The organism is Curvibacter sp. PAE-UM, from assembly GCF_001432305.1.
Taxonomy (GTDB): domain Bacteria; phylum Pseudomonadota; class Gammaproteobacteria; order Burkholderiales; family Burkholderiaceae_C; genus Hylemonella.
The window spans coordinates 1,304,197-1,329,517 of record NZ_KQ483358.1 but is presented as its reverse complement, the minus strand read 5'-3'; the positions used below and the strand labels follow the sequence as shown (position 1 = coordinate 1,329,517).

Annotated in this window: 25 protein-coding genes; 10 read left to right on the top strand and 15 right to left on the bottom strand. The window is 66.1% G+C overall.

Annotated elements, in window-relative coordinates; genetic code table 11:
* Window positions 1-117: 117 nt before the first annotated feature.
* Both AO057_RS06490 and AO057_RS06485 read left to right on the top strand, forming a co-directional pair.
* Window positions 118-582, top strand: coding sequence for a GlcG/HbpS family heme-binding protein (locus AO057_RS06490; RefSeq protein WP_057674860.1), 465 nt, complete (start codon window positions 118-120; stop codon window positions 580-582).
* 50 nt (window positions 583-632) lie between these two features.
* Entirely contained in the window at window positions 633-1,598 is a 966-nt protein-coding gene (locus tag AO057_RS06485) for a tripartite tricarboxylate transporter substrate binding protein (RefSeq protein WP_057674859.1), read from the top strand.
* A 257-nt stretch (window positions 1,599-1,855) separates the two neighbouring features.
* Here AO057_RS06485 and AO057_RS06480 read toward each other — a convergent pair whose 3' ends face one another.
* On the bottom strand, window positions 1,856-7,270 hold the full coding sequence (locus AO057_RS06480) for a sacsin N-terminal ATP-binding-like domain-containing protein (protein WP_057674858.1): 5,415 nt from the start codon (window positions 7,268-7,270) through the stop codon (window positions 1,856-1,858).
* Between the two features lie 234 nt (window positions 7,271-7,504).
* On the opposite strand from AO057_RS06480, the gene AO057_RS18415 reads away from it, so the two are divergent.
* Window positions 7,505-7,639 (top strand): hypothetical protein, encoded by a 135-nt coding sequence (locus tag AO057_RS18415; protein ID WP_256380087.1) that lies wholly within the window; start codon window positions 7,505-7,507, stop codon window positions 7,637-7,639.
* 156 nt (window positions 7,640-7,795) lie between these two features.
* A complete protein-coding gene (locus AO057_RS06475) occupies window positions 7,796-8,605 on the top strand; it encodes an alpha/beta fold hydrolase (RefSeq protein ID WP_057674857.1) in 810 nt (269 codons plus the stop codon).
* A gap of 1 nt (window position 8,606) precedes the next feature.
* Here the strand turns inward: AO057_RS06475 and AO057_RS06470 are convergent, their stop codons facing one another.
* The gene (locus AO057_RS06470; protein ID WP_168163353.1) at window positions 8,607-9,083 is read right to left on the bottom strand and encodes a c-type cytochrome; all 477 of its coding nucleotides are present in this window, start codon (window positions 9,081-9,083) and stop codon (window positions 8,607-8,609) included.
* Between the two features lie 218 nt (window positions 9,084-9,301).
* On the opposite strand from AO057_RS06470, the gene AO057_RS06465 reads away from it, so the two are divergent.
* A complete protein-coding gene (locus AO057_RS06465) occupies window positions 9,302-10,294 on the top strand; it encodes a Bug family tripartite tricarboxylate transporter substrate binding protein (protein ID WP_057674855.1) in 993 nt (330 codons plus the stop codon).
* Window positions 10,295-10,358: 64 nt separating this feature from the next.
* Here AO057_RS06465 and AO057_RS06460 read toward each other — a convergent pair whose 3' ends face one another.
* From AO057_RS06460 to AO057_RS06405, 12 genes are all read right to left on the bottom strand, one after another.
* Window positions 10,359-10,787: an organic hydroperoxide resistance protein gene (locus tag AO057_RS06460; RefSeq protein ID WP_057674854.1), complete on the bottom strand. Its 429-nt coding sequence runs from the start codon at window positions 10,785-10,787 to the stop codon at window positions 10,359-10,361.
* Window positions 10,788-10,815: 28 nt separating this feature from the next.
* The gene (locus AO057_RS06455; protein ID WP_057674853.1) at window positions 10,816-11,265 is read right to left on the bottom strand and encodes a MarR family winged helix-turn-helix transcriptional regulator; all 450 of its coding nucleotides are present in this window, start codon (window positions 11,263-11,265) and stop codon (window positions 10,816-10,818) included.
* Between the two features lie 97 nt (window positions 11,266-11,362).
* Complete coding sequence (locus AO057_RS06450) at window positions 11,363-12,424, bottom strand: maleylacetate reductase (RefSeq protein WP_057674852.1); 1,062 nt, start codon at window positions 12,422-12,424, stop codon at window positions 11,363-11,365.
* Between the two features lie 31 nt (window positions 12,425-12,455).
* Window positions 12,456-13,331, bottom strand: a complete 876-nt coding sequence (locus AO057_RS06445) for an NAD(P)-dependent oxidoreductase (protein WP_057674851.1) — start codon at window positions 13,329-13,331, stop codon at window positions 12,456-12,458.
* Between the two features lie 16 nt (window positions 13,332-13,347).
* Window positions 13,348-14,304 carry a Bug family tripartite tricarboxylate transporter substrate binding protein gene (locus tag AO057_RS06440; RefSeq protein ID WP_156404483.1) on the bottom strand — a complete coding sequence of 319 codons (957 nt, stop codon included), beginning with the start codon at window positions 14,302-14,304 and terminating at the stop codon, window positions 13,348-13,350.
* Between the two features lie 16 nt (window positions 14,305-14,320).
* Window positions 14,321-15,232, bottom strand: a complete 912-nt coding sequence (locus AO057_RS06435; RefSeq protein ID WP_057674849.1) for an ABC transporter substrate-binding protein — start codon at window positions 15,230-15,232, stop codon at window positions 14,321-14,323.
* 5 nt (window positions 15,233-15,237) lie between these two features.
* On the bottom strand, window positions 15,238-16,182 hold the full coding sequence (locus AO057_RS06430) for a tripartite tricarboxylate transporter substrate binding protein (protein ID WP_156404482.1): 945 nt from the start codon (window positions 16,180-16,182) through the stop codon (window positions 15,238-15,240).
* Window positions 16,183-16,259: 77 nt separating this feature from the next.
* A complete protein-coding gene (locus AO057_RS06425; RefSeq protein ID WP_057674847.1) occupies window positions 16,260-17,609 on the bottom strand; it encodes an amidohydrolase family protein in 1,350 nt (449 codons plus the stop codon).
* Window positions 17,610-17,617: 8 nt separating this feature from the next.
* Window positions 17,618-18,622 (bottom strand): NAD(P)-dependent oxidoreductase, encoded by a 1,005-nt coding sequence (locus AO057_RS06420; RefSeq protein ID WP_256380086.1) that lies wholly within the window; start codon window positions 18,620-18,622, stop codon window positions 17,618-17,620.
* 79 nt (window positions 18,623-18,701) lie between these two features.
* Window positions 18,702-19,904 (bottom strand): 3-oxoadipyl-CoA thiolase, encoded by a 1,203-nt coding sequence (gene pcaF, locus AO057_RS06415; protein ID WP_057674845.1) that lies wholly within the window; start codon window positions 19,902-19,904, stop codon window positions 18,702-18,704.
* A 19-nt stretch (window positions 19,905-19,923) separates the two neighbouring features.
* Entirely contained in the window at window positions 19,924-20,565 is a 642-nt protein-coding gene (locus AO057_RS06410; protein WP_057674844.1) for a 3-oxoacid CoA-transferase subunit B, read from the bottom strand.
* Between the two features lies 1 nt (window position 20,566).
* On the bottom strand, window positions 20,567-21,268 hold the full coding sequence (locus AO057_RS06405; RefSeq protein ID WP_057674843.1) for a 3-oxoacid CoA-transferase subunit A: 702 nt from the start codon (window positions 21,266-21,268) through the stop codon (window positions 20,567-20,569).
* Window positions 21,269-21,343: 75 nt separating this feature from the next.
* Here AO057_RS06405 and AO057_RS06400 point away from each other — a divergent pair, with 75 nt between their 5' ends.
* A complete protein-coding gene (locus AO057_RS06400) occupies window positions 21,344-22,129 on the top strand; it encodes an IclR family transcriptional regulator domain-containing protein (protein ID WP_057674842.1) in 786 nt (261 codons plus the stop codon).
* A gap of 17 nt (window positions 22,130-22,146) precedes the next feature.
* Window positions 22,147-22,581: a DUF1841 family protein gene (locus AO057_RS06395; RefSeq protein ID WP_057677194.1), complete on the top strand. Its 435-nt coding sequence runs from the start codon at window positions 22,147-22,149 to the stop codon at window positions 22,579-22,581.
* Window positions 22,582-22,643: 62 nt separating this feature from the next.
* Here the strand turns inward: AO057_RS06395 and AO057_RS06390 are convergent, their stop codons facing one another.
* Entirely contained in the window at window positions 22,644-23,306 is a 663-nt protein-coding gene (locus AO057_RS06390; RefSeq protein ID WP_057674841.1) for a c-type cytochrome, read from the bottom strand.
* 100 nt (window positions 23,307-23,406) lie between these two features.
* On the opposite strand from AO057_RS06390, the gene AO057_RS06385 reads away from it, so the two are divergent.
* The 3 genes from AO057_RS06385 to AO057_RS06375 all read left to right on the top strand — a co-directional run bounded on the left by AO057_RS06385 (window position 23,407) and on the right by AO057_RS06375 (window position 25,159).
* Entirely contained in the window at window positions 23,407-24,249 is an 843-nt protein-coding gene (locus tag AO057_RS06385) for an AAA family ATPase (RefSeq protein WP_057674840.1), read from the top strand.
* An 8-nt stretch (window positions 24,250-24,257) separates the two neighbouring features.
* On the top strand, window positions 24,258-24,479 hold the full coding sequence (locus AO057_RS06380; RefSeq protein ID WP_057674839.1) for a hypothetical protein: 222 nt from the start codon (window positions 24,258-24,260) through the stop codon (window positions 24,477-24,479).
* An 86-nt stretch (window positions 24,480-24,565) separates the two neighbouring features.
* The gene (locus tag AO057_RS06375; RefSeq protein WP_057674838.1) at window positions 24,566-25,159 is read left to right on the top strand and encodes a GNAT family N-acetyltransferase; all 594 of its coding nucleotides are present in this window, start codon (window positions 24,566-24,568) and stop codon (window positions 25,157-25,159) included.
* The last annotated feature ends 162 nt before the right edge of the window (window positions 25,160-25,321 follow it).

The following is a 25,321-nucleotide window of genomic DNA, read 5'->3' as shown; positions in this document are numbered from 1 at the left end:
GCCGCGATGGCTTGCCCAGCCCATAAGCCAGGCTTATAGCGGCTCTCGCAAATCGGTATTACCCGATAGAGCGCATCGTTCCTATCATGGCCCTTCACCTCAAGAAGGAGACCCCGCATGAGCCAAGGAACGGGCCCGCAGAGCCCGGCTGATCAGCCCGCACTGGACGCCCCCCTGCCCTACGGCCCGCCGCTCACGCTGAAGCAGGCCAAGGCCATCCTGCAGGCCGCCGAAGCCGAGGCGGAACGCAACCACTGGCCCGTGGCCATCGTCATCGCCGATTCGAGTGGTGACGTGGTGCTCGCGCTCAAGCGCGACCAGACCCAGCACTCCAGCCTGTCCATCGCCACCGGCAAGGCGCTGACCGCGGTGAACTTCCGCCGCCCCACCAAGATGTTCCAGGACGGCATCGCCGCCGGCGGCGAAGGCCTGCGTTTTCTGGCCGTGCCCGGCATCACCCCGCTCGAAGGCGGCTTCCCCCTGGTGCTGGGCGGGCAGATCGTCGGCGGCATCGGTGTCTCGGGTGTGCTCTCCAGTCAGGACGCCCAGGTGGCGCGCGCCGGTTTGGCCGCGCTGGCCTGAACCCTGAACCCATTTCCCCCCTCGATAAAAACCATACCAAGGAGACTCAGATGCTGCTACGAATCGTGCAAGTGTTGACCCTCGCCCTGCTGGCCGCCGGCCTGCCCGCGCAGGCCCAGGACAAGTTCCCCGGCAAACCCATCCGCATCGTCGTGCCCTTCGTGGGCGGCAGCCAGGTGGACATCGTCGCGCGCGAGATCGGCCGCGGCCTGCAGGCGGCCTGGGGCCAGCCCGTGATCATCGACAACCGCCCGGGCGCGGGTGGCACCATCGGCAGCCGCCTGGTCACCCAGGCCGACGCTGACGGCCACACCCTGCTCTTCACCTCGGCCTCGCACGCCATCAACCCCACGCTGTACAAGAAGCTGCCCTACGACACGCTGAAGGATTTCCGTGGCGTGAGCTTCGGCACCAGCGTGCCCAATGTGCTGGTGGTGGCCCCATCGCTGGGCGTGAAGACCGCGCCCGAGCTGCTGGCCATGGTCCGCGCCAAACCCGGCCAGCTCAACTTCGCCTCGGCCGGTGTGGGCAGCGGCACGCACTTCAACGGCGAGATGTTCAAGGCCATGGCCAAACTGGACATCGTGCACGTGCCCTACAAGGGCACCACCGACGCGCTGGTGGACACCACGGCCGGCCGCTCGGCCTACTACTGGTCACCGCTGGGCCTGACCCTGCCCTTCATCAAGGACGGCAAGCTCGTTCCCCTGGCCGTGAGCACGGCACAACGTGCGCCGCTCATGCCCGAGGTGCCGGTGATCGCCGACTTCGTGCCCGGCGTGGTCTACGACCACTGGTACGGCCTGGTGGCGCCCGGCAAGACGCCCACCCCTGTCGTGGAGCAGATCTCCGCCGAAGTCGGCCGCATCCTGCGTTCCCCCGAAGTGGTCAAGAATCTCGGCGCCCAGGGCGTGACACCGGCCCCCACCACGCCGGCCGAGTTCGACAGGTTCATCGCCTCGGAAATCGAGCGCCTGGGCATGGTGGTCAAGAGCGCGGGCATCCAGCTCGAATAAAGCCACTTCGTACGCTACCCCTGCGCCGTCTTCGGGGGGATAGCGCAACGAACGGTTCCTTACGGCCAGGAGTTGCCGTTAGGCGTTTCTAGCCGGATTTCCGCTTCAGGCTGGTTGCGGTCCTTCGCTTTGCTGAACTCGACGACAGAAACCGGTCGTCAACGTTGGAGTTCACCCGCTCGTGGAGGCGAGCACAGCCCGCGAGTCGGCGTGCACCGACGGATTAGGCGGAGGCTTCGCAGCTCATGCCGACGATCTCAGGACACGTTGAACTCGTAAGTGACACTTCCCCTGCCCACGGTTTGGAACCTCGCCGAACCTTTGTTGGAATACGGGTTGTGCAGCAGCGTCGCGGTCATGCGGGCCGGATCGCCGGCATGCGCGATGTACAGGATCCGGTAGCGGTTGTCCCCATCGGCGCGGTAGCGCTGGGCCGCGAAGATTTCGGTCGGGCCCATCTCGAAGCGCCGAGGGTCCCCGAGGCTGGCCTTGACCTCGTAGTAATACGTGACGCTTGGGGTCTCGACCTTGAAGTCATAGCCCAGGATGTCCGAACCGCCGACGGTGTTCAGCACGGTGTCACGGTAGCCAGAGAACCAGACGTTCTCATCCGCGACGGTCAGCTTGTGCCGCCGGCGCAGCCACTCCCGCGCCCAGAGCTCGCCGATGAGCCCCACGGCCATCTTCTGCTCGTCGGACATGCTCGCCTCGCTGGAGCGGTTGAACCCGCCGCCTCCGCTGCCGGACCCTCCGCCCGACCGGGACGGATCCACGATCTGCAGCGCCGCCTCATGCGCCGCCGCGTTGGCCAGTCCTGGCGCGGCAGCGGACTGTCCTGCCACCGCCGCGGCTATCGCGGCGTACCCATTGGACAACGCCGACATGGTTGTGCCCGCGAAATCGACCTGGGTGCGACGAACCAACTGCGCCGCGCGCTCTGCCCTGGCTCGCTCCTCGTTGCTGGTCATGTGGGTGGTGGTCAGCCCCCAGGCGGCAGGATCCCGGTTCACGGGCCGCCCGGCCGGCCAGACCCCTTCCAAGCCTAGCCAAGCCGAGATGCTGTCGTCGTCCAGGGCACGGAAGTCCAGCCACCCACCCTTGCGCGCTCGCGCAAGCAGCGCTTCGCGCGCCCCGTCCGTCCGCATCCAGCATTGACGCACTTCCTGCGTGGTCGCTGTGCCTGGCGCCGTGCTCCACGACGACATCAGCGGCGAGAATGCGTCCCAGAACAGGCGCAGCCGCTCGCCGTTCATCGTCCGGGTTTCGGCCAAGGTCGACGACAGTGGCAGATCGCTGGTCGCGTCTGCCATGCAGGCGTCAAGCCAACCCGCGATCTGCGCGTCCATCACGCTCTCGGGCAGTTCGTCGTACGTGGTGAACCAAGCCACGTCCGGCGGGACCGCCAGCACCTCGTCGCGCGCCTGGACGTATTGGCTCAGCGGCTGCTGCTGGTCGAACACACTCACGGCACGGGCGCGCAAGCGCGCCAGGATCGCCGGCTGTTGCCGGTTCACGTAACGTGTCCACGCGGCCCTGTGCTTGAACTCGTTGCTCACCGGCAGGTACGGCTCCCCCAGATCAGCGATCGCAGTGTTCAGCTGCTGGATTGGCAGGCGAAACTTTTCTTTCAAGTCCGGCAGGTCCAGCACCGTGAGCAGTTGGTCCTCCAGCTGAATCAGGGAGAGATTCAGGCGCGTGGCCAGCGCCTCTAGCGCCGCTCGAAGTTCAGCATCCGCAGGCTCGTCCTCCGAGTTCAGCTCCCGCAGGCTCGCTGTCGTCTCAACCGAGGCGCAACAAGCCGACAAGGGGATTGCGAACTTGAGCATGCCCATCAGGTCGCCACTGACCAGCCGCCGGGTGTGCCCGATGGCCGCTGGCTCCACGCCCAGCGCCGAAGCCACGATGTCATCGTCGGGCGTCTGTAGATCGCCCGCGCGCAGCGTCGCGGCCAGGCGCAGCAGCGCGGCGTCCAGGCCGCTGGCCAGTGGGCGGGACCCAAGGGCCAGCGCGAGCTGGCCTGCGCCCTTGGCCAGCAGGTCCAGCGTGAGCGACTCTGTGGCCTCGACGATCAGTACCGCCCCCTCGCGCCGCATCAGCACCAGCGCGCCTTGCAACGACGCGGGCAGCGGCATCCGATGCTCACTGTGCGCGATCCGGATCTCCCTGCCGATGACGACCGACAACGTGCTCGCGGCGCGGCGCACCGCGTTCAGTGTGTTCTGCGTGGTCAGAAAAAACGCGCCACCCTTGTGTTCCGCGACGCACACCAGGAAATCGACGATCCACGGACCAATGGCCTCGGTCAACAACTGCTTGGGCGTCTGGTCATCGAACTGGATGCCGTCGACATAGACATCGGCCGGCTCGTCAGAGATTCGACTGAACCGGCCGGGCGCGGTGGCGTTGACCCAGTCCCAGGCTGCATCCGCGTCGCCGCGCACAAAGTCGAAGACCTGCTTGCCTACCTCCTTCAGCAGCTGCTTCTTCAGCCCGTCTGGCTCGTCGTCGAAGTAAGCAGTGCCCAAGCCCTCGTCGTCACCCTCATCCTTGCTGGACAATGTGGCGATCACGCCGCCCGAGATCACCGGCACCACCGATCCCGTGACCAGGGTGTTTTCCGCCCGCGCGACCTGCCAAAGGCGCGAAAACAGGTCATAGAACCTGCGGGTGTCGCGAATCTCCGAAAGCCCGGATGTGGCCGCCTCGCAGAGATACGCAAGGGCACGACCGGCATGGCGCTTATCGTTGAAAAGCCCCAGGTCGCCACGCGCCCGCAGCCGCTCGATCGACGTGGGGTCCAGCGCCTCGACCACTGGCAGTATCAGGAAGTCCGCGAATCGCGGGGGGCGCTCTTCTTCATGCCGGAAGTACCACGCCTCGGAAGGCTTCACGAACCGCATGACTGATTGCTGTCTTGAGACGGGCAGCCACGGCGCTCCGGTCAGAAAGGCCAGCAGCGGCGTCGACAGGCCATGCCGATCCGTGCTGCCGGGCGCATCGCTGCGCGCAGCGCGGAACGTCAGTTGCTCTTCCGTCAATGCCCGCATCGCCAAAGCCACCTGCACGGCGTAGTCCCGGCGGAAGTCGACCGGAAACTGCTCGTGATCGAACTGACCTGGCAGCCGCCAAGCCTTCAGATCAGCGCGGTAGGCATAGCTGACGTACATGCGCTCGCAGTCCTGCGTCAGCAACGCCCGCCAGTGCGCGCGCATGCCCTCGGAGAACTTAGGCACCAGCTGCGCGACAGCCGCGGGCATGCCCGCCCTGAAGCCGCTGGCGACCGCTGGGGCGTCGTCAATGAGGGGCCGCAAGCAGTCCACCACACCGGCCGCGGTCAGGAATTCAATCCAGTCGGCCTGGATGCCATTGGCCACCGGCCATTCGGCGAAGTCAGGCAACAAGTGCGACAGCGAACGCCGCAGGTCGTCAGAGGTTGTCGACCCCGTCCGCAGCAGCGCGTGCAGCTTCTTAGCGTTCGGCGTGTCCCAACCCGCACCGAACATCGCGGCGTCGGCACCCATCCACCCGACGGTGGTGGGCACGTGAAACGCGGCCAGGCGGGTCTCGTTGGGCGACAGCGATCGACCGCTGCTCCACAGCCGAAACGCCCACTCCAGGGCCTGCACGCGCACCGCCAGGTTCTGAGCCGACCGCGTCACCCCGGCAAGCGTTCGCAGCACGTCGCGTGTGTCGTATTCCCGCGCCAACTTGCCGGCGAGCAAGAACGAGCGCCCCGGCCGGTGGCCGCCGTCATCTTTGAGCCAGGGCACGTCGCGGCTGAGCAAGGCGAAGCCCTTGGCCAGGTCGGCCGGCATCTGCTCCAGCGGCAGCGCCCTCCTGCTGTCGTCGTCATCGACCTCGGCATCCACCGCCAGCACCGGTGCGAAGTACACATCCGCCGCACGCCGGGCGCGGCCGCTGGTGCCGCTGGGCAGGGGCAACTCGCTGACGATGAGCTCGCCCCCGACGCTGAGCAGGAACTTCTTCCCAAACAGCGTGTCCGGATGGCGCGCCAGGGCCGCGGCGACCTCGTCGTAGAACGCCGCCCACCGTTCCGGCGGCGCGCTGACTGCGTGAAGCTGCTCAGCGACCTTTTCCACCCAGCCGGCGATCACTGCGGGCGGCGGCGCGAAATCACGAAAGCGCAGCCGCTGATACAGCACATCCAGCGACAGGCGCTGATGCGCCGCCAGGGAGTCGACCAGGACTTGCCCGCCCGCCACGTCGGCAATGGCCTTGGGCGACAGGCATGCCTCAGCGGACGCGGTCCAACTGTAGGTGTGCTGCGGCGATGCCCAGCCGACCGTTTCGGCCGGTCCTCGCACCGGCAGGAAGCTGCCCTCCAGGACCGACTTGCCCCCTTCGAGCATCGCCTGCTTCAGCGTGTCTAGATAGCCGTCACCCCAGCACAGCAGGCTCACCACCGCCGCAGGCGCCTGCGGCCAGCCGCTGCCGACGAGGAAGTGGATCAACTGGCAGCTCAGCCAGACCGAGCGGCGCATGAAGAAGTCGTTGAGCCGGATCGACGCGTCGACTGTGCGCCGATCCATCTTGGTATAGAAGTTGGCGTTGATGTAGGCGCCGACCGGCGCCTTGCCGTCCGACCCGAGGGGCAGAAAGCAGTACAGCCGCCCGGCTTCCAGCGGTGCACTCAGCGGCACCGCCACGCTGATCCGCGCAGCGCCGTGCCACGCCCCCCAGCTCTCCGGCACCTCGCTCTTGTCGAGGCTGGCTTTCAGCGCGGCCCTGAACGGCGACTCGTCCACGTCCCAGTGGCCGACCACGAATTCCTCGGTCCCCAGGCGCAGCCTAGTGACCGTGATCGGGGCGTCGACCTGGGGCCCTTGCGGCTGCAGCGACCAGGTGTCCTGCACGGCGCGGTCCAAGATGACCCACTCAGCCACCCCGTCGTCCAGGGTTATGGACCCGACCCGGTCCAGGAACAGCTGCAGCGGCACGCGAAGGTCGCGCAACGCCTGGAACTGCGTCCGCACGGCCTCCAGGGCATCGGCCGACTTGAGGGGCAGCCGGATGACCGTCGCGAAGCCCTGCTCGGCGAACGCCTGAACCCGCGCGCTGGGCTCTACGGGGATCGGCAAGTGCCAGAACGGCAGGTTGTGCGCCATCTCCTCGACGAACTCGGGGGACTCGTCCGGCAGCGCGGCGCGCAGGTCGTCGAGCTGAGCGAACCGAAAGCAGTAGCCGTCGAACGTGCCGTTCCCTGTGCCCTGTACCGAGTAAATCTCTGGCCAGTGGCAAATCTGCAGGACGCTCCTGAAACCCAGGCCTTTGTTGCCGGCGCCGGCGTTCACCGGCTTGCTGCTGAGCGCGACGCTGGTGATCGCCTTGAGGTTCTCGCCAATGAAGCCGGCCCCGCGGTTGGCGACATACAGGCAGCCAAGCCCGTCGCTGGCATCCAGCACGATCGAAATCTCACCATCCGTACGCGAGGCATCGTGCGCGTCGTGGGCATTCTGGATAAGTTCGACCAGGAAACGGTTGCCATAGTCGTCCGCGACGATCTGCGACATGTTGCGCGTGCTCTGGTAGAGGCTTGGGTCGTCGCGCGAGTCTAGATAGCGCTGGATCCGCTGGCGCGTCAGCCGATTCACCTCGTCCGAAGGCCGCACGGCGCCTTCGCCAAGTGTCGACCTCATCTCTGTCTTGATCATGCTGACGTTCTCCCTGTCTTATTGGTATGCCCTGCCCAAGTCTGACAGCGATTTTCGGCTTGACTTGGATCTGCAGATCGCACTATGCACAAGACTTGGCACCGCCCCCGGAGTTGGATGCCCACTTAACCTCCCGCAGTTCGTCTTAACGCTGCCGTGCGTTCACCACTGCGGTGCGGCACGGATGGTGACGGGGGTCGGGATGGCAACACCGCACGCAACCATAGACAATAATTGAAGAAGAGCGGCGGCATCGAGGTCCAACACGGCCAATGCAGCTTTGCCAGCACCAAGTACGCGTTGATGAAGAAGCTCGCTCGGCGCGAGCTGTACCTTGAAGAGATGGAGCCGCAAAGCGGCCGTTCGTGAACTTCCGCATTCGCTGCATTCCGGCCGTTCATGGCGCGGGCTCGATTGGCTGCTGAGGGCCGCAAGCAACCCCCTTGAACCCACAAGCCCACACAGGACTTGGCACCCAGGCCCCGCCCCCGCACAATGGCTGCGTCACCTTCTGGAAGCGCCGCCATGACCTCAAGCAGCACACCGGCCCCGGGCATCGACTACAGCGAATCTGGCCACGGCCCCACCGTGCTCTTCGTGCCCGGCTCCTACAGCACGCCGGCCGCGTGGAAACCCATCCAGCGGCTGCTGCCGCCGCAGTGGCGCTTCGTGGCCACCAGCCTGTGCGGTTATGGCCAGACGGCGGAGACGCGCCGCGCGGGTGATGCGGACATGGCGCACGAACTGCGCGTGCTGGAGGCGGTGGCACAGCGCGTGCCGGGGCCCATTCACCTGGTCGGCCACTCTTTCGGCGGCATGGTGGCGCTGGCGACGGCGCTGAGCGGCAGGGTCCAGTTGGCCAGCCTGGCCCTGTTCGAAGCCAATCCCCTGGCCCTGCTGCACCACCATGGGCACGTCGACCTGCACCAGGCCACACGTCGCATGAGTGAGGCCTTCGAGCAGGCCGTGGCCGGGGGCGAGCATGATGCGCCCGCGCGCATCATCGACTTCTGGGGTGGCGCCGGCTCCTTCGCCGCCATGCCCGCACCGGTGCAGGACTACTGCCGCCAGACGGCCCCCGCCAATGTGCTGGACTGGCACACGGCCTTCGGCTACGACGTGCATGGCGCTGACCTGGCCCGACTGGACCTGCCCGTGCTGCTGGTGCGTGGCGAATACGCCAACCCGGCCATGGTGGCGGCCACGGAGGTGCTGGCGGCGCAGTTGCCCCAGGTCCAGCCCGCCGTGGTAGCCGGCGCCAGCCACTTCCTGATCAGCACACACCCGCAGGATTGCGCCGCGCTGCTGGGCGCGCACCTGGCGGCACAGGCCTGACTCAGGGCGTGGGGCGCTCCGCCCCCTGACGCCCCTGGGCGCGTGCCGACAGGTAGGCGTGCAGGTCCAGGATGTGCGCGTTCACACGCGGCTCGCTCTGCCAGGCCGGCATGCTGAGGGGTGCGTCCTTGCGCTGCATGACGACTTCGACCTGTGCCTCGCCCGCTGCCGTCCCGCTGCGGACCTGCGTGGCCGGCTGGTTCAGGTCATAACGCTGCAGCACCAGGCTCACGAACTGGCGCTCGCCCATGGCGCGTACGCGGGGCAAGAGATCGGGGGCGTTGGCCGTGCCGGTGGCAGCCGCCCCATGGCAGGCGGCGCATTTGTCCTGGAACACGCGCCAGCCCAGGTAGACCGAGCCGGGCGCAGCGGACAGCTGGGCAACCTCCTGTGCGGCGTGCCGGTTCTGCCAGTCCACCGTACAACCGGTCAGCAACAGCAGCGAGATCGCGCCCGCACACCACGAAATTTTGGCCATGATCATCCCCTTTCAGCTTCATTCCGGCCCGGCAGGCATGCCGGGCACAGCTCTCATTGTCCGTGATACCGGCATCAGTCAAAACAGCAGGTGCCGCGGGGAATGGCTCCGGGGGCTCGTTGCAAGCCTCATGCGCCGGGCGTATTGGTACTAATACAGATTGCGCTGCAAGCGGATTTGCGACATAAAACAGGTTTCCGAATCAAAGAGAGAGACCCATGAACCGAGATACAGGCCTGAGCCGACGCGACTACCTGAAGCTGATGGGTGCGACCGGACTGGCCGCCACCGGCGTGACAACACATGCCCAGAGCGCCTGGCCCAGCAAGCCCATCCGCTGGATCGTGCCCTTCGCACCCGGCGGCACCTCCAGCATCGTGGCGCGCAGCATCGCTGCGGAACTCACCAAGCAGATGGGCGCCAACTTCGTCATCGACAACAAGGGCGGCGGCGGCGGTGTGCCGGCCATGCAGGAACTCATGCGCGCCCCGGCCGATGGCTACACCATCGTCATGAGCCATATCGGCCTGATGGCGGTCAACCCGCTGATCTACCCTGATGCCGGCTACGACGTGAACAAGGACTTCGTGCCGGTCACCCTGCTCAACCGCATCCCCAGCCTGTTCTGCGTGCACAAGGACGTGCCGGTCACCGACCTGAAGTCCTTTGTGGCCTACGCCAAATCCAAGCCGGGCCAGCTCAACTACGCGTCGGCCGGCAACGCCAGTGCAGGTCACCTGGCTGTCGAGGCACTGAAGCTGAAAACCGGGATCTTCATGACCCACATCCCTTACCGCGGCACCGGCCCGGCACTGACGGACTTTCTGGCCGGCCGGGTTGATTTCTTCTCGGCGGGTACGCCCGCGCTGCTGCCGCACATCAAGAGCGGCGCGATCCGCTGCATCGGCGTGGGCTCGCCCAAGCGCATCTCCGTGCTGCCGGATGTCCCCTCCGTCAGCGAGTTCTATCCGGGTTTCGAAACCGAGCAGTGGTATGGCATCCACGCCCGCGCCGGCACCCCGCAGGCGATCATCACACGGCTGCAGCAGGAATGCGCCAAGGCCATGAAAGCACCTGACGTCATGACCAAGCACGAAGCCGAAAGCGCCACGCCAGGCGGCGGCACGCCCAAGGAATACGGTGATTTCGTCGCCAAGGAACAGGCCCGCTGGAAAGACGTGGTGATCAAGGCCGGAATCAAACCGGGCTGATCAGGAACCGGACCCGCAAAAAAGCCGCCGGGCTCCCTAGAGCCCGGCGGCTTTTTTCATGACATCAGATCAGGCGCAGGTCCACGGCGATGTTGCCGCGCGTGGCGTTGGAATAGGGGCAGACCTGGTGGGCGGTTTCCATCAGGTCCTGCGCCACGGCGCGCTCCAGGCCCGGCAGGCTGATGGCCAGGCGCACGGCCAGGCCGAAACCCTGGGCGACGGGACCGATGTCCACTTCGGCGTCCACCGCAGCGTCGGCCGGGATGCTCACCTTCTTCATGCCCGCCACGTGCTTGAGCGCGCTCAGGTAACAGGCCGAGTAGCCCGCGGCAAAAAGCTGCTCGGGGTTGGTCGCGCCACCGGCGCCACCCAGGGCCTTTGGCGGTGCCAGCCTGACGTCCAGCAGGCCGTCGTCGGTAACGGAGCGGCCGTCACGGCCACCCGTGGTGTGGGCCTTGGCGGTGTAGAGAACCTTGTTGAGGACGGTGGTCATGGTGAGATCCTGTTGGTTTGTAAAAAAGTCAGGCTTGCAGGCGGTCGCGCAGCTGCTGGACCTGGCGGGTCAGGGCCGTGAGTTCGTTCAATGAGCACTGCGCGGCTTCGAGCATGCAGCCGGGAATGGGTGCGGCTTTGGCCTTGAGCTTGCGGCCGGCGGCGGTGAGCTGGATCAACACACGCCGCTCGTCGTCGGCATCGCGCAGGCGGCTGATATAGCCCGCGCTCTCCAGCCGCTTGAGCAGGGGCGTGAGCGTGCCGGAGTCGAGAAAGAGGCGCTCGCCGATCTCGGAGACGGTCAGCCCGTCACGCTCCCACAGCACCAGCATGGCCACGTACTGCGGGTAGGTCAGGCCCAGCGCGTCCAGATGCGGCTTGTAGGCCTTGGACATGGCGTGCGAGGCGGAGTACAGCGCAAAGCAGAGCTGCTGGTCCAGCTGCAGGGCCTGGTCTGGAGAGAGTTTCTGTTTTGGCATGGGCTGAATTATTGATCACAATTAAATTGTGTGCAATCTACTTGCCGGATGCCCCCTGACGGGGCAGGGTTACGGGGAAGATCAGCCCGGGCCGGGATCAGGCCACGGGGCGCACGCCGTCAAAGGCGGCCTGGAAGAGCTGGCGGATGGCCGTGCGCTCCAGGGGGCGCGGGTTGGGGTACTGGTTCTGCAGGGCGATGTCGCAGGCCTTGTCGAGATCGCCGGCCTTCATGCCGATGTCTTTCAGCGCCACCGGCGCGCCGTTTTTCTTCGCCAGGTCATACACCGCCTGCGCCGCACTGGCGCCACCGAGCGCACGCCGGATGCGCGCCATGGCCTGCGGCGCGTGCTGGCTGTTGTAGGCCAGCGCGTGCGGCAACACGATGGTGTGTGTCTCAGCGTGGGGCAGGTTGAAACTGCCGCCCAGGGTGTGGCAGAGCTTGTGGTGCAGCGCCATGCCCACGTGGCCCAGCACGGTGCCGCAGAGCCAGGCACCGTACAGCGCATCGGCACGGGCATCCATGTCGCGCGCATTCTTCACGATGGCTGGCAAGGCACGGCCCAGGGCCGTGATGCCCTCCTCGGCCATCAGGTCCATGATGGGGTTGCTGTCCACCGCATACAGGCCTTCGGCCGCGTGGGCGATGGCGTTGATGCCGCTGGTCACGCTTAAAGGTACGGGCAGGCTCAGCGTCAACTCGGGGTCGTAGATCACGGTGCGCGGCAATACGCGGATATCGCGCCCGGTTTTCTTGAGCCCCGCTTCGGTGATGCCGTAGATCGGCGTCATCTCCGAGCCGGCATAGGTGGTGGGAATGGCCAGGATGGGCAGGCCCGAGTCCAGTGCGATGGCCTTGCCCAGGCCGGTGGTGGAGCCGCCGCCGATGGCCACGGCGCAATCCGCGCCCAGCTGCTTCGCCACTTCACGCGCCTCACGCGCGGTCTCGATGGGCACGTGCATGACGGCGCGGTCGAACACGCCGGCGGCACGCACGCCCAGCAAGCCCACCACCATCTCGGCCGAAGCACGCTGCTCGGGCGTGGACAGCACCAGCGCGCGCTTGCAGCCCAGGGCATCGATCTCCCGGGCCAACTGCGAGAGAGACCCCGCGCCGAAGACGACGCGCGCGGGCTGGGCGGTGTAGACGAATGGGGTCACGAAACTCTCCAGGGAAATCAACAGCGTCAGATTACAGCTTGGGGTTGAGCCCGGCGCCGCGCTCCAGCACCTTGATGATGGCCGCGTAGTCGTCCAGCCCATTGCCCTGCACCACGGCGGCGTGCATGAGCTTCTGTGTCATGGCGGTCTGCATCAGGGGCACGTTGCTGGCGGCGCCGGCGGCCAGGATCAGGTCCAGGTCCTTGATCATCTGCTCCACCGTGAAGGTGGGCGTGAAGTCACGCCGGCTCAGCTGCGCGGACTTGGCCTTGACGATGGGCGAGGCCACGGCGCTGGCGGTCAGCACCTCCCACATGGCCTGCCAGTCCAGGCCGCCCTTGCGCCCCAGGGTCAGGGCCTCGGCCAGCATGGCGCTCGTCTGCGCGATCATGAGGTTGACCACCAGCTTCATCAGGCGCGCCTGCTCGGCCTCGCCGAGATAGAAGTGGTTCGGCCCCAGGGCCTTGAGCAGCGGCAGCATCTGGTCGTAGGCGACCCGCGGGCCGGAAACCAGCACGGTAAGCTGCGCGGCCTCGGCCATCTTGTTGTTGCCCGAGACGGTGGTGCGCAGATAGGCCAGGCCTTTGCCCTCCAGCGCCTGGGCCGCGTCGGTCGAGGCCTGCTGGGAGACGGTGCTGGTGTCGACGTAGACAGTGCCGGGCCGGGCGGCAGCGGCCACCTGGGCGGCCACCGCGCGCAGGGCCGCGTCGTGCGGCAGCGAGGAAAAGACGGCATCGGCTGCTGCGATGGCCGCCGATGCATCGCTGACCACGGCCAGCCCCTGCTCCTGCGCCAGCTCGCAGCGCTCCTCGCAGGGGTCGCTGACCGTCAGGGTGTGCCCGGCAGCCGCCAGGTGGCCGGCCATGGGCAGGCCCATCTTGCCGACGCCTATGAAATGGATCTTCACCTTGGACCTTCCCTCTTCATTGCGTTTTCAGGTTGGCGGCCTTGACGATGCGCGCGGCCACATCCATCTCGCTCTTGATGTAGGCGTTGAAAGCCTCGGGCGACAGAGGGAAGGGGTCGGCGCCGAGCTTGGACATGCGGTCTTTCAGCTCGGGGCTGTTCAAGGCCTTGAGCGCTTCCTCGTTGAGCTTCCTGATCACGGCCGCCGGGGTAGCCGCAGGAACGATCATGCCGACCCACAGGGTGTAGTCGGAGGCGGGCAGGCCGGCTTCGATGCTGGTGGGCACGTCCGGCAGGGTGGAGGCGCGCATCTTGGTGCTCACCGAAAGGGCCTGCAGGCGGTTGTCGCGGATCAGCGGCAGGGCCGCGGCCAGCGGGGCGAAGAACCAGTCGTTGGAGCCGCCGATGACGTTGTTCATGGCGTCGGGTGTGCCCTTGTAGGGGACGTGCAATGCCTCGATGCCGGCCTGCAGGCGGAAGATCTCGGCGTTCATGTGCGTGCCGCTGCCGATGCCGGCCGAGGCGTAGTTGAACTTGGCCGGGTTGGCCTTGACGGCGGCGATCAACTCGGCCTGGGTCTTCCAGCCCTTGGCCGGATGCACGACCAGCACATTGGGGATGGCAGCCAGGGCGGTGACGCCCGTCAGATCCTTGAGCGTGTCGTAACCGGGGCTACTGTAAAGCGCCGGGTTCAGCGCATGCGCCGAGGAATGCACGAGGATGGTGTAGCCGTCGGCTTCGCTCTTGGCCACCTGGGCGGCGGCGATGGTGCCGCCGGCACCGAGCTTGTTCTCGATGACGATGGGCTGGCCCATGCTGCGGCTCATGGCGTCGCCCACGCTGCGCGCCACGATGTCGGTGGCGCTGCCTGCGGTGAAGGGCACGATGAACTTGATGGGCTTGGCCGGGTAGCCTTGCGCGAGGGCGGAGCCCAGGGCCAGGACCGACAGGACGCTCAGGACAAAACGCTTCATGGTGGATCTCCTCTGCTTATGAAATGGTCTGGATGGCACGTTCGGCATACGACAGGTCGATGTACCTGGCCGGCGCCGGCGGGGTGCCGCCCCACATGCCTTCCATCTCGGCACGGATGGCCAGCACGGTCTGGAAACCTTCGGTGTTGAAGCGGGCATCCGGCGCGAGACCGGCGCCCGGCGTGAGCAGCGCCTCGTAGGTGCCGCTGGCCGCAGCGCTGTCAAGCTTGAAGCTGCGCATCAGCAGCTCGATCATCTGTGGACGGTGGCTGGGGTCCATCACCAGACGATGGCCCTCGATGCAAGCGGCCAGGTACTGCTGCAGGACATCCGCGTGGGCCTGCGCCCAGCTGCGCAGGACAAAAGCACCGGTGGCCTGGTAAGGCCCCAGCAGGGTGTACTGGTTGCCCAGGCTCTTGAGGCCCTGCTGGCGCACCGTGAAGGAAAAAGGCGGGTTGATCATGCCGGCGGCCAGCTGCGGGTCGGCCACCATGGCGGCCGCGCGCGGCCCGGTGCCGCCGGCCAGGCGCACGGTGTAGTCGCGCCCCTCCAGCAGGCCATGGTTCTTGAGGATCTTCTTGGCCACCAGGGCATAGGCCGTGTTGGGCGCATCGACAGCCAGCACCTTGCCGCGCAGATCGGCGATGCTGCCGATCTCCTCACGGACCATGAACTCGTTCATGCCAGCGTCCCCGCCCAGCACGATGACCACGTCCTGCCCTGCCTCCACCATGGCCACGGCGTTGTCCACCGCGGCGTGGGCAATGTCGAAGCTGCCCGCGACCAGGCCGCTGCGTTGCGCATCGGAGTTCGGCGTGTGCTGGATCTCCAGCGCCAGACCGCGCCGCGCAAAACAGCCGGCCTCCTGCGCCGCGAGCAGCGGCAGGTTGCTGGAGGTGTTGAAGATGTTGACGCGCAGGGTCTGCATCGGGCTTACTTGGCGCCCTTCATGATGACGCTCAGGGTCGCATGCTCCTCGCGGATGAAGGCATCGAAGCGCTCGGGTGTCATCGGCAGGGGCTCGCCACCGAGCTTGGCCATGCGCTCTTTCACATCGGGCTGGTTCAGGGCCTTGTTGACTTCCTGGTTGAGCTTGTTGACCACGTCGCGCGGTGTCTTGGCCGGCGCCAGCAGGCCGATCCAGAAGTCGAAGACAAAACCGGGCACGGCCGCTTCGGCGACCGTGGGCACCTCCGGCAGGGCCGAGGAACGCTGCGCCGTGCTGACCGCCAGGGCGCGCATGCGGTTGTCGCGGATCATCGGGATGGACGAGAGCACGGGCGTGAACATGAAGTCGACACGACCGGCCACGGTCTCGGTGATGGTCTCGGGTGTGCCCTTGAAGGGGATGTGGGTGGCCTGCAGGCCCGTGACGGCGCGGAATTTCTCGGCGTTCACGTGCGTGGCGCTGCCGGTGCCGGCCGAGGCGTAGTTGAGCTTGCCGGGATTGGCCTTGGCGGCGGCGATCAGTTCCGAGACACTTTTGATCGGGCTGTTGGCGCCCACCACCAGCACATTGGGCAGCGAGGCCAGCGGTGTGATGCCAGCAAAGTCGCCCACGGTGTCGTAGCTCAGGCCCGGGTAGAGCACCGGGTTGACCACGTGGCCGGTGGACACCACCAGCAGGGTGTAGCCATCGGGCTCGCTCTTGGCCACAAAGGCCGAGCCGACCGTGCCGCCTGCCCCGGGCTTGTTCTCGACGATCACGGTCTGGCCCCAGGCCGTGCTGAGTTTCTCGCCCACGATGCGCGCCATGATGTCCGTGGCACTGCCAGGCGTGAAGGGCACAACGATGCGGATCGGTTTGCTCGGATACCCCTGCGCGAGCGCCAGGCCGGCACTCAGCAACAGGGCTGCAGAAATAAGAACGCGTTTCATGTCTGTCTCCTTCAATAGTTATGACTCGAACACTCTGCGCTGCCCTCGGCCTCCAGGCGTAGTCAGCTTTTCTCTGCTTATCGCGACAAGCCCAACGCCGTCGTGATCTTGCGGCCTGAAGCCTGCAGCGCTGCAAGCTTCGGGGCCAGGTCCACATCCACCAGCTTGCCGTGGCGCTTCTTCCAGCGCCCGGCCACCATCACGCTGTCGATATTGGCCAGCGTGGTCTGCATGACCACCGTGCTCACGGGGTCGTGCACGGGCTGCATGTTCAGGTCGTCGGCGCGGATCAGCACCAGGTCGGCCTGCTTGCCGGCGGCCAGTGTGCCGATGCGGTCGAGCTGGCCCAGCATGCGGGCGCCTTCCACCGTGACCCAGGACAGCGCTTCGCGCGTGGTGATGGTGGAAGTGGGGGGAATGCTGCCGTGCGCTTCGCGGTAGGCCACGTTGTCCAGGCTGCGCTGCATGCCCAGGGCCACGCGCGCCTGCGTCAGCATGTCGCCGCTGAGCACGCTTTCCAGGTCCACGCCCAGCGAGGGGGCCTTGCCGTAAGCGCGCAGGCGGCCGGTGATGGGGTGGCCGTGGCCCTGCGTCATCTCGTTCTCGGCCGCGGCCGAGAAGCTCATGCCGAGTTCGCAGAAGCGCTTCAGTTGTTCGTCGCTCAGCGCGTGGCCGTGCACGATGTTGATCTGCGGGCCCAGCAGGCCCTCGGCTTCGAGCTTTTCCCAGCCGTCCGGGGTGCGCGCTGCGCCACCGCCCTGGTGCAGGGAGCCGATGATGCCCAACTCCCGGACCATGCGGAAATCGTGCAGGGCCACGTCCAGCGTGGAGTAGTGCGGGCCCAGCACGGCGGCGTGCACGCTCAGCAGGGCCTTGCCCTGATGGCTTTTCAGCAGGCGCTCGACCTCGGCACGCGGGTGCGGAACTTCCCAGAAGGGGCGCTCGCCCGGCTTGGGATCGGGCTTGGGTGTGCCATGGAAAAAGGCGGCGCGGATGCCGGACTCCAGCAAACCGGTGATGGCCGCGTCGTTGTGCGCCGGCGTCTTGTTGTTGTGGCACCAGTCGCCCAGGGTGGTGGTGCCGCAGTTGAGCTGGTTCAGCGCGCCCACCAGGGTGGCGATGTGCAGGTCCTGCGGCTCGAACACCGTGGCCAGGCCCGCGTGCATGTTCTTGAAATACTCCAGCAGCGTCCAGTTGGCGGCCAGGCCGCGCAGTGCGGTCTGCCAGGTGTGCATGTGCGCGTTGACCAGGCCGGGGATGAGGATGCAGCCGGTGGCGTCCACCACCTGTGCATCGTCGGCGTGGAGGGTGGGTGCAATCTCCGTGATGCGGTCACCCGTCACCAGCACGTCGCCACGCGGCAGGTCACCCAGCGCGTCCATGGTGATGACGGTGGCGCCGCGGATCAGGGTGCGCACAGCAGACATCTCTACGCTCAGGACGACAGGCCGTCGGGGATCTGCAGGTTCAGCGGCTTGATCTGCAGACCGGCGTCGTTCGCCGTCTCCTGCAGCAGGATGGCGAAGTCCACGTTGTCATGGCCGTGGCCCACCATGCGTGCGATCGACTCGCGCGTGGCGGCCGCCGATGGCATGGGCACGCCATGGGCCTTGGCCGCGCTCATGCCCAGGTCCATGTCCTTGAGCAGGAGCTTCGGGGTAAAGGTCACCTGGTCGAAGTTCAGGTTGCTCAGCACCGGCGTCTTGTAACGCGTGTACATGGAGCCCAGCACCGAATCGTTGATGCTTTCGAGGAAGACATTGCGCGGAATGCCGGCCTTCTCGGCCAGCACGGTGATCTCGCACAGGTTCTGGATGATCACGCCGAACATGGTGTTGTGCGCGATCTTCCAGATGCGGGCCAGTTCGCCCTCGCCCACCCACATGACCTTGCGCGCCATGGCCTGCAGATAGGGCTCGACCTGCTCGTACAGCGCCTTGGGGCCGGACGACACCGTCAGCAGCTTGCCGGCCTTGGCGACCTTGGCATTGCCCGAAACCGGGGTGCAGAGATAACCCACGCCCATGCCTTCGAGCTGGGCACGGATCTCGGCCGAACCCTCCTGCGAGATGGAGGAGCTGTCCACCACCACCTGGGGTTTCTTGGCGCCCGTCACGAGGCCGCCGGGGCCGAACAGCACTTCCTTGAGGTCGTCGGTGGTGGAGACCATGGTGAAAACCACGTCGCAGCTGGCCAGGTCGATCTTGTTCGTTTCGATCTTGGCGCCGTACTCGGCCAGGTGGGCGGCCTTGGAGGCGGTGCGGTTCCAGACGTGGACGGCGTGGCCGGCCTTCAGCAGCTTGGTCACCATCGCCTCGCCCATACGACCCAGGCCGATCCAGCCGATCTTCTTGCTCATCAAAGTGTCTCCTCGTTCATGGGTAGTGGATGCGTCGCATCCTGAATCCCGCAGTGTTGAGCAAAGACGGCCCGGGTACAAGGCGGCCCAGGAAAATCAGTTTTCCGATGGGCGAAAAAAAGCCGGGCAAAGCCCGGCTCGCATCAGGGTTAGCCCCGACTCAGACGCGCTCGATGATCACCGCAATGCCCTGCCCCACGCCGATGCACATGGTGCACAGGGCATAACGGCCGCCGGTCTTTTGCAATTGGTTCAAAGCGGTGGTGGCCAGACGCGCACCCGAAGCGCCCAGCGGATGGCCCAGAGCGATAGCGCCGCCATTCGGGTTGACACGCGGATCGTCGTCGCGCACACCCAACTGGCGCAGCACGGCCAGACCCTGGGCGGCAAAGGCCTCGTTCAACTCGATCACGTCCATCTGCGCCATCGTCAGGCCAGTGAGTGCCAGCACTTTCTGCGTAGCAGGCGCGGGGCCGATGCCCATGATGCGCGGGGCCACACCGGCGGTGGCCATGCCCACGATGCGGGCACGTGGTGTCAGGCCGTGCTTCTTGGCGGCATCCTCACTCGCCAGCAGCAGGGCACAGGCGCCGTCGTTGACACCCGAGGCGTTGCCCGCCGTCACCGTGCCGCCTTCGCGCACGATGGGCTTGAGCTTGGCCAGGGCCTCCAGCGAGGTCTCGCGCGGGTGCTCGTCCTTGCTCACGACGATGGCATCGCCCTTCTTCTGCGCAATGGTCACGGGGGTGATCTCGGCGTCAAAGTAGCCTGCTTTCTGCGCGGCCACGGCCTTGAGCTGCGAGGCCAGGGCCATCTTGTCCTGGTCTTCGCGGTTGATCTTGTACTCGTCGGCCACGTTCTCGGCCGTCTCGGGCATGGAGTCCGTGCCGTACTTCTGCTTCATGAGCTTGTTGACGAAGCGCCAGCCGATGGTGGTGTCGAAGATCTCGGCGCTGCGGCTGAAGGCGCTTTCGGCCTTGCCCATCACAAAAGGCGCGCGGCTCATGCTCTCCACACCGCCGGCGATCATCATCGTGGCCTCACCGGCCTTGATGGCGCGCGCGGCGCTGCCCAGCGCGTCCAGCCCCGAACCACAGAGGCGGTTCACGGTGGAGGCCGACACTTCAGGCGGCAGGCCCGCCAGGAGAGCCGCCATGCGACCCACGTTGCGGTTGTCCTCGCCGGCCTGGTTGACACAGCCGTAGATCAGGTCGGTCAAGGCCGCCCAGTCCACTTTCGGGTTGCGCGCCATCAGCGCGGCGATCGGGATGGCACCGAGGTCGTCGGCGCGCACGCTGGACAGCACGCCGCCGTAACGGCCGAAGGGGGTACGGATGGCGTCGCAGATATAGGCTTGATTCATGACGTTTCCTTGATTCGGTTCATTTCGCGATCGGCAAGCCGATCATCTTTTCGAGTTCGGCGTGTGTCAGGCCGTCGACCAGATCGACGAGCTTCAAGCCCTGCGGCGTGCAGTCCAGCGTGCAGACGTCGGTGTAGACACGCTTGACACAGGCGATGCCGGTCAATGGATAGCTGCAGGCCTGCACGATCTTGCTCTCGCCCTGCTTGGTCAGCAGGTCCATCATGACCCAGGTCTGCCTGGCGCCGACTGCCAGGTCCATGGCGCCGCCCACGGCGGGGATCGCATCCTTCTCGCCCGTGTGCCAGTTGGCCAGGTCACCGGTGGCACTGACCTGGAAGGCGCCCAGCACGCAGATGTCCAGGTGGCCGCCGCGCATCATGGCGAAGCTGTCGGTGTGGTGGAAGTAGGAGCCCCCGGGCAGCAGCGTGACCGGTTGTTTGCCCGCGTTGATGAGGTCGTAGTCCTCCTGCCCCGCGACCGGCGCCGGGCCCATGCCCAGCAGGCCGTTCTCGCTGTGCAGCAGCACCTCGCGCTCTTTCGGGATGTGGTTGGCCACCAGCGTGGGCTGGCCGATGCCCAGGTTGACCACCGCCCCCTCTGGGATGTCCTGGGCCACACGCGCGGCCAACTGGTCTTTGCTACGTTTTTGATAGCTCATCTCATACCGCCTTCTTGAAACCGCCGGCCTGCGTGGCCTGGCGTGCGATCTTCACGATCTTGCTGACATAGATGGCCGGTGTCACCACGGCCTCCGGGTCCAGCCCGCCGAGCTCGACGATCTCGTGCACGCTGGCGATGGTCTGTTTGCAGGCCATCGCCATGCTGGGGCCGAAGTTGCGCGCGGTCTTGCGGTAGGTCAGGTTGCCCCAGCGGTCGCCACACTCAGCCTTGATCAGCGCCACGTCGCCGTGGATGGGCGACTCCAGCACATACCCCTTGCCGTCGATCACGCGCGTTTCCTTGCCCTTGGCCAGGTCCGTACCGTAGCCCGTCGGCGTGAAGAAACCACCGATGCCGGCACCCGCGGCGCGGATGCGTTCGGACAGATTGCCCTGGGGTACCAGTTCGAGTTCCAGCTTGCCGCTGCGGTACAGGCCATCGAAGACAAAGCTGTCGGCCTGGCGCGGGAAGCTGCAGATGATCTTGCGCACGCGGCCCGTGGCCAGCAACGCGGCCAGGCCCGTGTCGCCATTGCCGGCGTTGTTGTTGACCACCGTGAGGTCTTTCGCCCCCTGCGCGATCAGGCCATCGATCAGCTCCAGCGGGATGCCCGCCGTGCCGAAGCCGCCGATCATGACGGTGGAGCCGTCCTTCACGCCGGCCAATGCCTCGGCCACCGAGGCCGCGATCTTGTTGATCATGAAATTCGCTCCTGTTCGTATGTCGAACATTTGTTCGTATAATGAATTCTAATCCAAGCCCTCGACAGCCGCCTCATGCCCCCTGCCACACCCGCGACAGCGCCCCAGCCCGGCGACAGCTATGTGCAGTCCTTCGCGCGCGGGCTGGAGGTGATCCGCTCCTTCAGCGCCGAAGCGCCACAGCAGACGCTCAGCGAGGTGGCGGCCCGCACCGGCCTCACGCGCGCCGGCGCCCGCCGCATCCTGCTGACGCTGCAGACCCTGGGCTACGTGGAAAGCGACGGCCGGCTGTTCAGGCTCACCGCGCGCATCCTGGACCTGGGCTTCGCTTACCTCTCCTCCATGCCGATCTGGAACCTGGCCGAGCCGGTGATGGAAGCGCTGGTGGAGGAAGTGAAGGAATCCTGCTCGGCCGCCGTGCTCGAAGGCACGGACATCGTCTACGTGCTGCGCGTGCCCACCCACAAGATCATGCGCAACACCCTGGGTGTGGGTTCGCGCCTGCCGGCCTACTGCACCTCGCTGGGTCGTGTGCTGCTGGCCGACCTGCCCGACGATGAACTGGTGAAACGACTGAAAACCTCTCGCCCCAAGGCCCTGACCAAACATACGGTCACCGATCTGGATGCCCTGCTGGCCAAGGTCCAGCAGGTGCGCCGCCAGGGCTGGTGCCTGGTGAACCAGGAACTGGAGGAGGGCTTGATCTCGCTGGCCGCGCCCATCACGAACCGTGCCGGCCACTGCATCGCCGCGCTCAACATCAGCGGCCAGGCCAACCGCACCAATGCCAAGGTGGCACAGGAAACCCTGCTGCCTGCCCTGCTGCAGGCGGCGCGCACGATCTCGCAGCGACTCTCGTAATCGATAATCGGGCCATGATGTTCCAGCCCTCCCAAGCCGATGTGCGGCGCTTCTTCTGCGGAGTCCATGCCAAGGCCTGCACCGGCCAGCCGATGGAGGCCATCGAGCTGCTGGCCAGCCAGTGGATCGCCGAGCACCCGGAATTCCATGCCGAACTGGCCGATCTGGACGCGGCCCTGGCCAGCATGACGAAAGTGGAGCCCGAGCGCACCAACCCCTTCCTGCATCTGTCCATGCACCTGTCCATCAGCGAGCAGTGCAGCATCGACCAGCCACGCGGCATCCGCCAGGCCGTGGAACTGCTGGCGGCCAAGCGCAATGACCTGCATGCGGCCCATCACGAGGTGATGGACTGCCTGGGCCGCATGGTCTGGGAAAGCCAGCGCGCGGGCCGTCCCCCGGATGGGGCGGCCTATATCGATTGCGTTCAGCAGCGAGCCACGAAGGACTGAGTTCGCTACACCGCATAAAAAAAGCCGCTCGATGAGCGGCTTTTTTATCGAGTGTGAAGCGCTTAGCGGAAGCGGCTCTGGGGCACGGTCTTGAGTTCGCCCGGCAGGCTGCTGACGTAGCCGGCCAGTTCCTTCAACTCGGCGTTGGAGAACTGCTTGGCAATGCCGCCCATGATGCCATTGGCACGGCCCCAGGTGGCGTTGCCTTCGGTCTTGTAGGACTTGAGCGCGACGAACAGGTAATCAGCCGGCTGGCCACCCACCTTGGGGTAGCTCGGGTCGATCGGCTTGTTGAAGTTGTCGCCGTGGCAGGCCACGCAACCACCCTTGTTCAACAGCTCCGCCACCTTGGCCGAGGGAGAGGGTGCCTTGGCGGGGGCCGCAGCAGCGCCCTTGCCATGGCCTTCGTAGTAGGCCGACACATCGGCGATGTCCTGATCGCTCAGGCTCTCGGCGATGGCGCGCATGGACGGATGCTTGCGCTCGCCCTTCTTGTAGGCGTTCAGCGCGGAAGCGATGAACTTCGCGTTCTGGCCCGAGATCATGGGCACGCGGTAGATCTCCGGGAAGCTGGCCTGGTAGCCATGGATGCCGTGGCAGCCGATGCACATGGCAACTTTGCCCTCGCCAGCCTTGGCATCACCCTTGGCTTCCTGGGCATGGGCGGAAAACGCCGTCGCAGAAGCGACAAGCATGGAAGAGAGCGTCAGCAACAGTTTGTTCATTTTGCGAGGACAATCAGCCTGTGGTTGATATAAATCAGCCTGACATTATATCTGCCGCCATTCCCCGGGTTTACCCGCACCAGAACGCCCCTGCCGCCCCATGAAATTCCAAGGAACCTCGAATTACGTCGCCACCCAGGATCTGATGCTGTCGGTCAACGCCGCCATCACACTCAAACGGCCTTTGCTGGTCAAGGGCGAGCCTGGCACCGGCAAGACCATGCTGGCCGAGGAAGTGGCCGCGGCCCTGAAGCTGCCCCTGCTGCAGTGGCACATCAAGTCCACCACCAAGGCGCAGCAGGGCCTGTACGAGTACGACGCGGTGAGCCGCCTGCGCGACAGCCAGCTGGGCGACGAGAAGGTCAAGGACATCCACAACTACATCGTCAAGGGCGTGTTGTGGCAGGCTTTCACGGCGGATCAGCCGGTGGCCCTGCTGATCGACGAGATCGACAAGGCCGACATCGAATTCCCCAACGACCTGCTGCGCGAAATCGACCGCATGGAGTTCTATTGCTACGAGACGCGTGAACTCGTCAAGGCCAAGCACCGGCCCCTGGTCTTCATCACCTCCAACAACGAGAAGGAGTTGCCCGACGCCTTCCTGCGCCGCTGCTTCTTCCACTACATCAAGTTCCCCGACGCCGAGACCATGGCCAAGATCGTGGCCGTGCACTTCCCCGGCCTCAAGCAGGAGCTGCTGGGCGCGGCGATGAAGACCTTCTTCGACGTGCGCAACCTGCCCGGCCTCAAAAAGAAACCCTCCACCAGCGAGCTGCTGGACTGGCTCAAACTGCTGCTGGCCGAGGACATTCCGGCCGAGGCCTTGCAGAGCAAGGACGAGAAGGTGGCCGTGCCGCCGCTGGTGGGCGCCCTGCTCAAGAACGAGCAGGACGTGAGCCTGTTCGAAAAGCTGGTCTTCATGCAACGCAACAACCGCTGAGGCCCGCCATGACGAACAAGCTACTCCTTGAAGGCCTGTCCGACGCCATCGGTTTCGTCGGCGGTGCCCTGGCCGGCTACTGGATCGGCCATCTGCTGGGCTGGAACATTTTTTCCGAGGGTTACGACAACGCCAGCATCGGCGCCATCGTGCTGGTGGGCCTGGGCGGCGGCCTCGGCCTGCAAGGGGCGCGCCGCTGGTTGCGCAGCCGCAAGGACCGCGAGGCCTGAGATGACCCCCACGCTTGTCACTTCGTGTACTGCGCTGCCCCCCGAGGGGGCCATCGTCGCCTTGGGGCGGCCCGGCGGCGACTGATATGCCTTTCGTCGAGCCCGTCACCCTGGCGCAACGTGGCGTGCAGCTGGTGCCGCTGGGCCTGGACCACGAGGCCGGACTGCGTGCCGCAGCAGCAGACGGCGAACTCTGGAACCTGCGCGTGACCGGTGTGCCCCGGCCCGAGGAAACCCGCGGCTACATCGAGACCGCGCTGACTATGCGCGCGGAGGGCAGCCGCTTCGCCTTTGCCGTGCTCGACGAACTCAGCGGCCGCGTGCTGGGTTGCACCAGCTACCACGACATCCTGCCGGCCGTGAAACGCGTAGAGATCGGCTACACCTGGTACGCGAAAAGCGTGCAACGCACCCACGTCAACACCACCTGCAAGCTGCTCATGCTCACGCACGCCTTCGAGACCCTGGGCTGCCACGTCGTGGGCTGGCGCACCGACAACTTCAACTTCGCCTCACAGGCCGCCATCGAGCGCCTGGGCGCAAAAAGAGACGGCGTGATCCGCGGCCACGCCCTGCGACGCGACGGCACCATCCGCGACACCGTGATGTACAGCCTGCGTAGCGGCGAGTGGCCCGAAGTCCGGGCCCAGCTGCTCTACCTGCTGGACAAGCCGCGCTGAGGGCCTGTTCACACCGATTTCTCAAGATGCGTTGCGGATCAAAAATGTCATGCGGTAGGCGCGTGGACGCCGCCGGAGTAATCTCCGGCAAGTCCGCGCAACACCCCGCATGGCTTTTTTGGCCGCAACCCGAAGGGAACGTGCTTAAAACCGCGCCACTCG

Coding starts and splice junctions, on each gene's coding strand:
- AO057_RS06455 (WP_057674853.1), bottom strand. CDS start 11,265: ATGCCAAAACAGAAACTCTCTCCAGACCAGGCCCTGCAGCTGGACCAG.
- AO057_RS06380 (WP_057674839.1), top strand. CDS start 24,258: ATGACGAACAAGCTACTCCTTGAAGGCCTGTCCGACGCCATCGGTTTC.
- AO057_RS06405 (WP_057674843.1), bottom strand. CDS start 21,268: ATGATCAACAAGATCGCGGCCTCGGTGGCCGAGGCATTGGCCGGCGTG.
- AO057_RS06410 (WP_057674844.1), bottom strand. CDS start 20,565: ATGAGCTATCAAAAACGTAGCAAAGACCAGTTGGCCGCGCGTGTGGCC.
- AO057_RS06400 (WP_057674842.1), top strand. CDS start 21,344: ATGCCCCCTGCCACACCCGCGACAGCGCCCCAGCCCGGCGACAGCTAT.
- AO057_RS06395 (WP_057677194.1), top strand. CDS start 22,147: ATGTTCCAGCCCTCCCAAGCCGATGTGCGGCGCTTCTTCTGCGGAGTC.
- AO057_RS06465 (WP_057674855.1), top strand. CDS start 9,302: ATGAACCGAGATACAGGCCTGAGCCGACGCGACTACCTGAAGCTGATG.
- AO057_RS06430 (WP_156404482.1), bottom strand. CDS start 16,182: ATGAAACGCGTTCTTATTTCTGCAGCCCTGTTGCTGAGTGCCGGCCTG.
- AO057_RS06435 (WP_057674849.1), bottom strand. CDS start 15,232: ATGCAGACCCTGCGCGTCAACATCTTCAACACCTCCAGCAACCTGCCG.
- AO057_RS06440 (WP_156404483.1), bottom strand. CDS start 14,304: ATGAAGCGTTTTGTCCTGAGCGTCCTGTCGGTCCTGGCCCTGGGCTCC.
- pcaF (WP_057674845.1), bottom strand. CDS start 19,904: ATGAATCAAGCCTATATCTGCGACGCCATCCGTACCCCCTTCGGCCGT.
- AO057_RS06490 (WP_057674860.1), top strand. CDS start 118: ATGAGCCAAGGAACGGGCCCGCAGAGCCCGGCTGATCAGCCCGCACTG.
- AO057_RS06460 (WP_057674854.1), bottom strand. CDS start 10,787: ATGACCACCGTCCTCAACAAGGTTCTCTACACCGCCAAGGCCCACACC.
- AO057_RS06480 (WP_057674858.1), bottom strand. CDS start 7,270: ATGATCAAGACAGAGATGAGGTCGACACTTGGCGAAGGCGCCGTGCGG.
- AO057_RS06385 (WP_057674840.1), top strand. CDS start 23,407: ATGAAATTCCAAGGAACCTCGAATTACGTCGCCACCCAGGATCTGATG.
- AO057_RS06390 (WP_057674841.1), bottom strand. CDS start 23,306: ATGAACAAACTGTTGCTGACGCTCTCTTCCATGCTTGTCGCTTCTGCG.
- AO057_RS06485 (WP_057674859.1), top strand. CDS start 633: ATGCTGCTACGAATCGTGCAAGTGTTGACCCTCGCCCTGCTGGCCGCC.
- AO057_RS06425 (WP_057674847.1), bottom strand. CDS start 17,609: ATGTCTGCTGTGCGCACCCTGATCCGCGGCGCCACCGTCATCACCATG.
- AO057_RS06475 (WP_057674857.1), top strand. CDS start 7,796: ATGACCTCAAGCAGCACACCGGCCCCGGGCATCGACTACAGCGAATCT.
- AO057_RS06375 (WP_057674838.1), top strand. CDS start 24,566: ATGCCTTTCGTCGAGCCCGTCACCCTGGCGCAACGTGGCGTGCAGCTG.
- AO057_RS06470 (WP_168163353.1), bottom strand. CDS start 9,083: ATGGCCAAAATTTCGTGGTGTGCGGGCGCGATCTCGCTGCTGTTGCTG.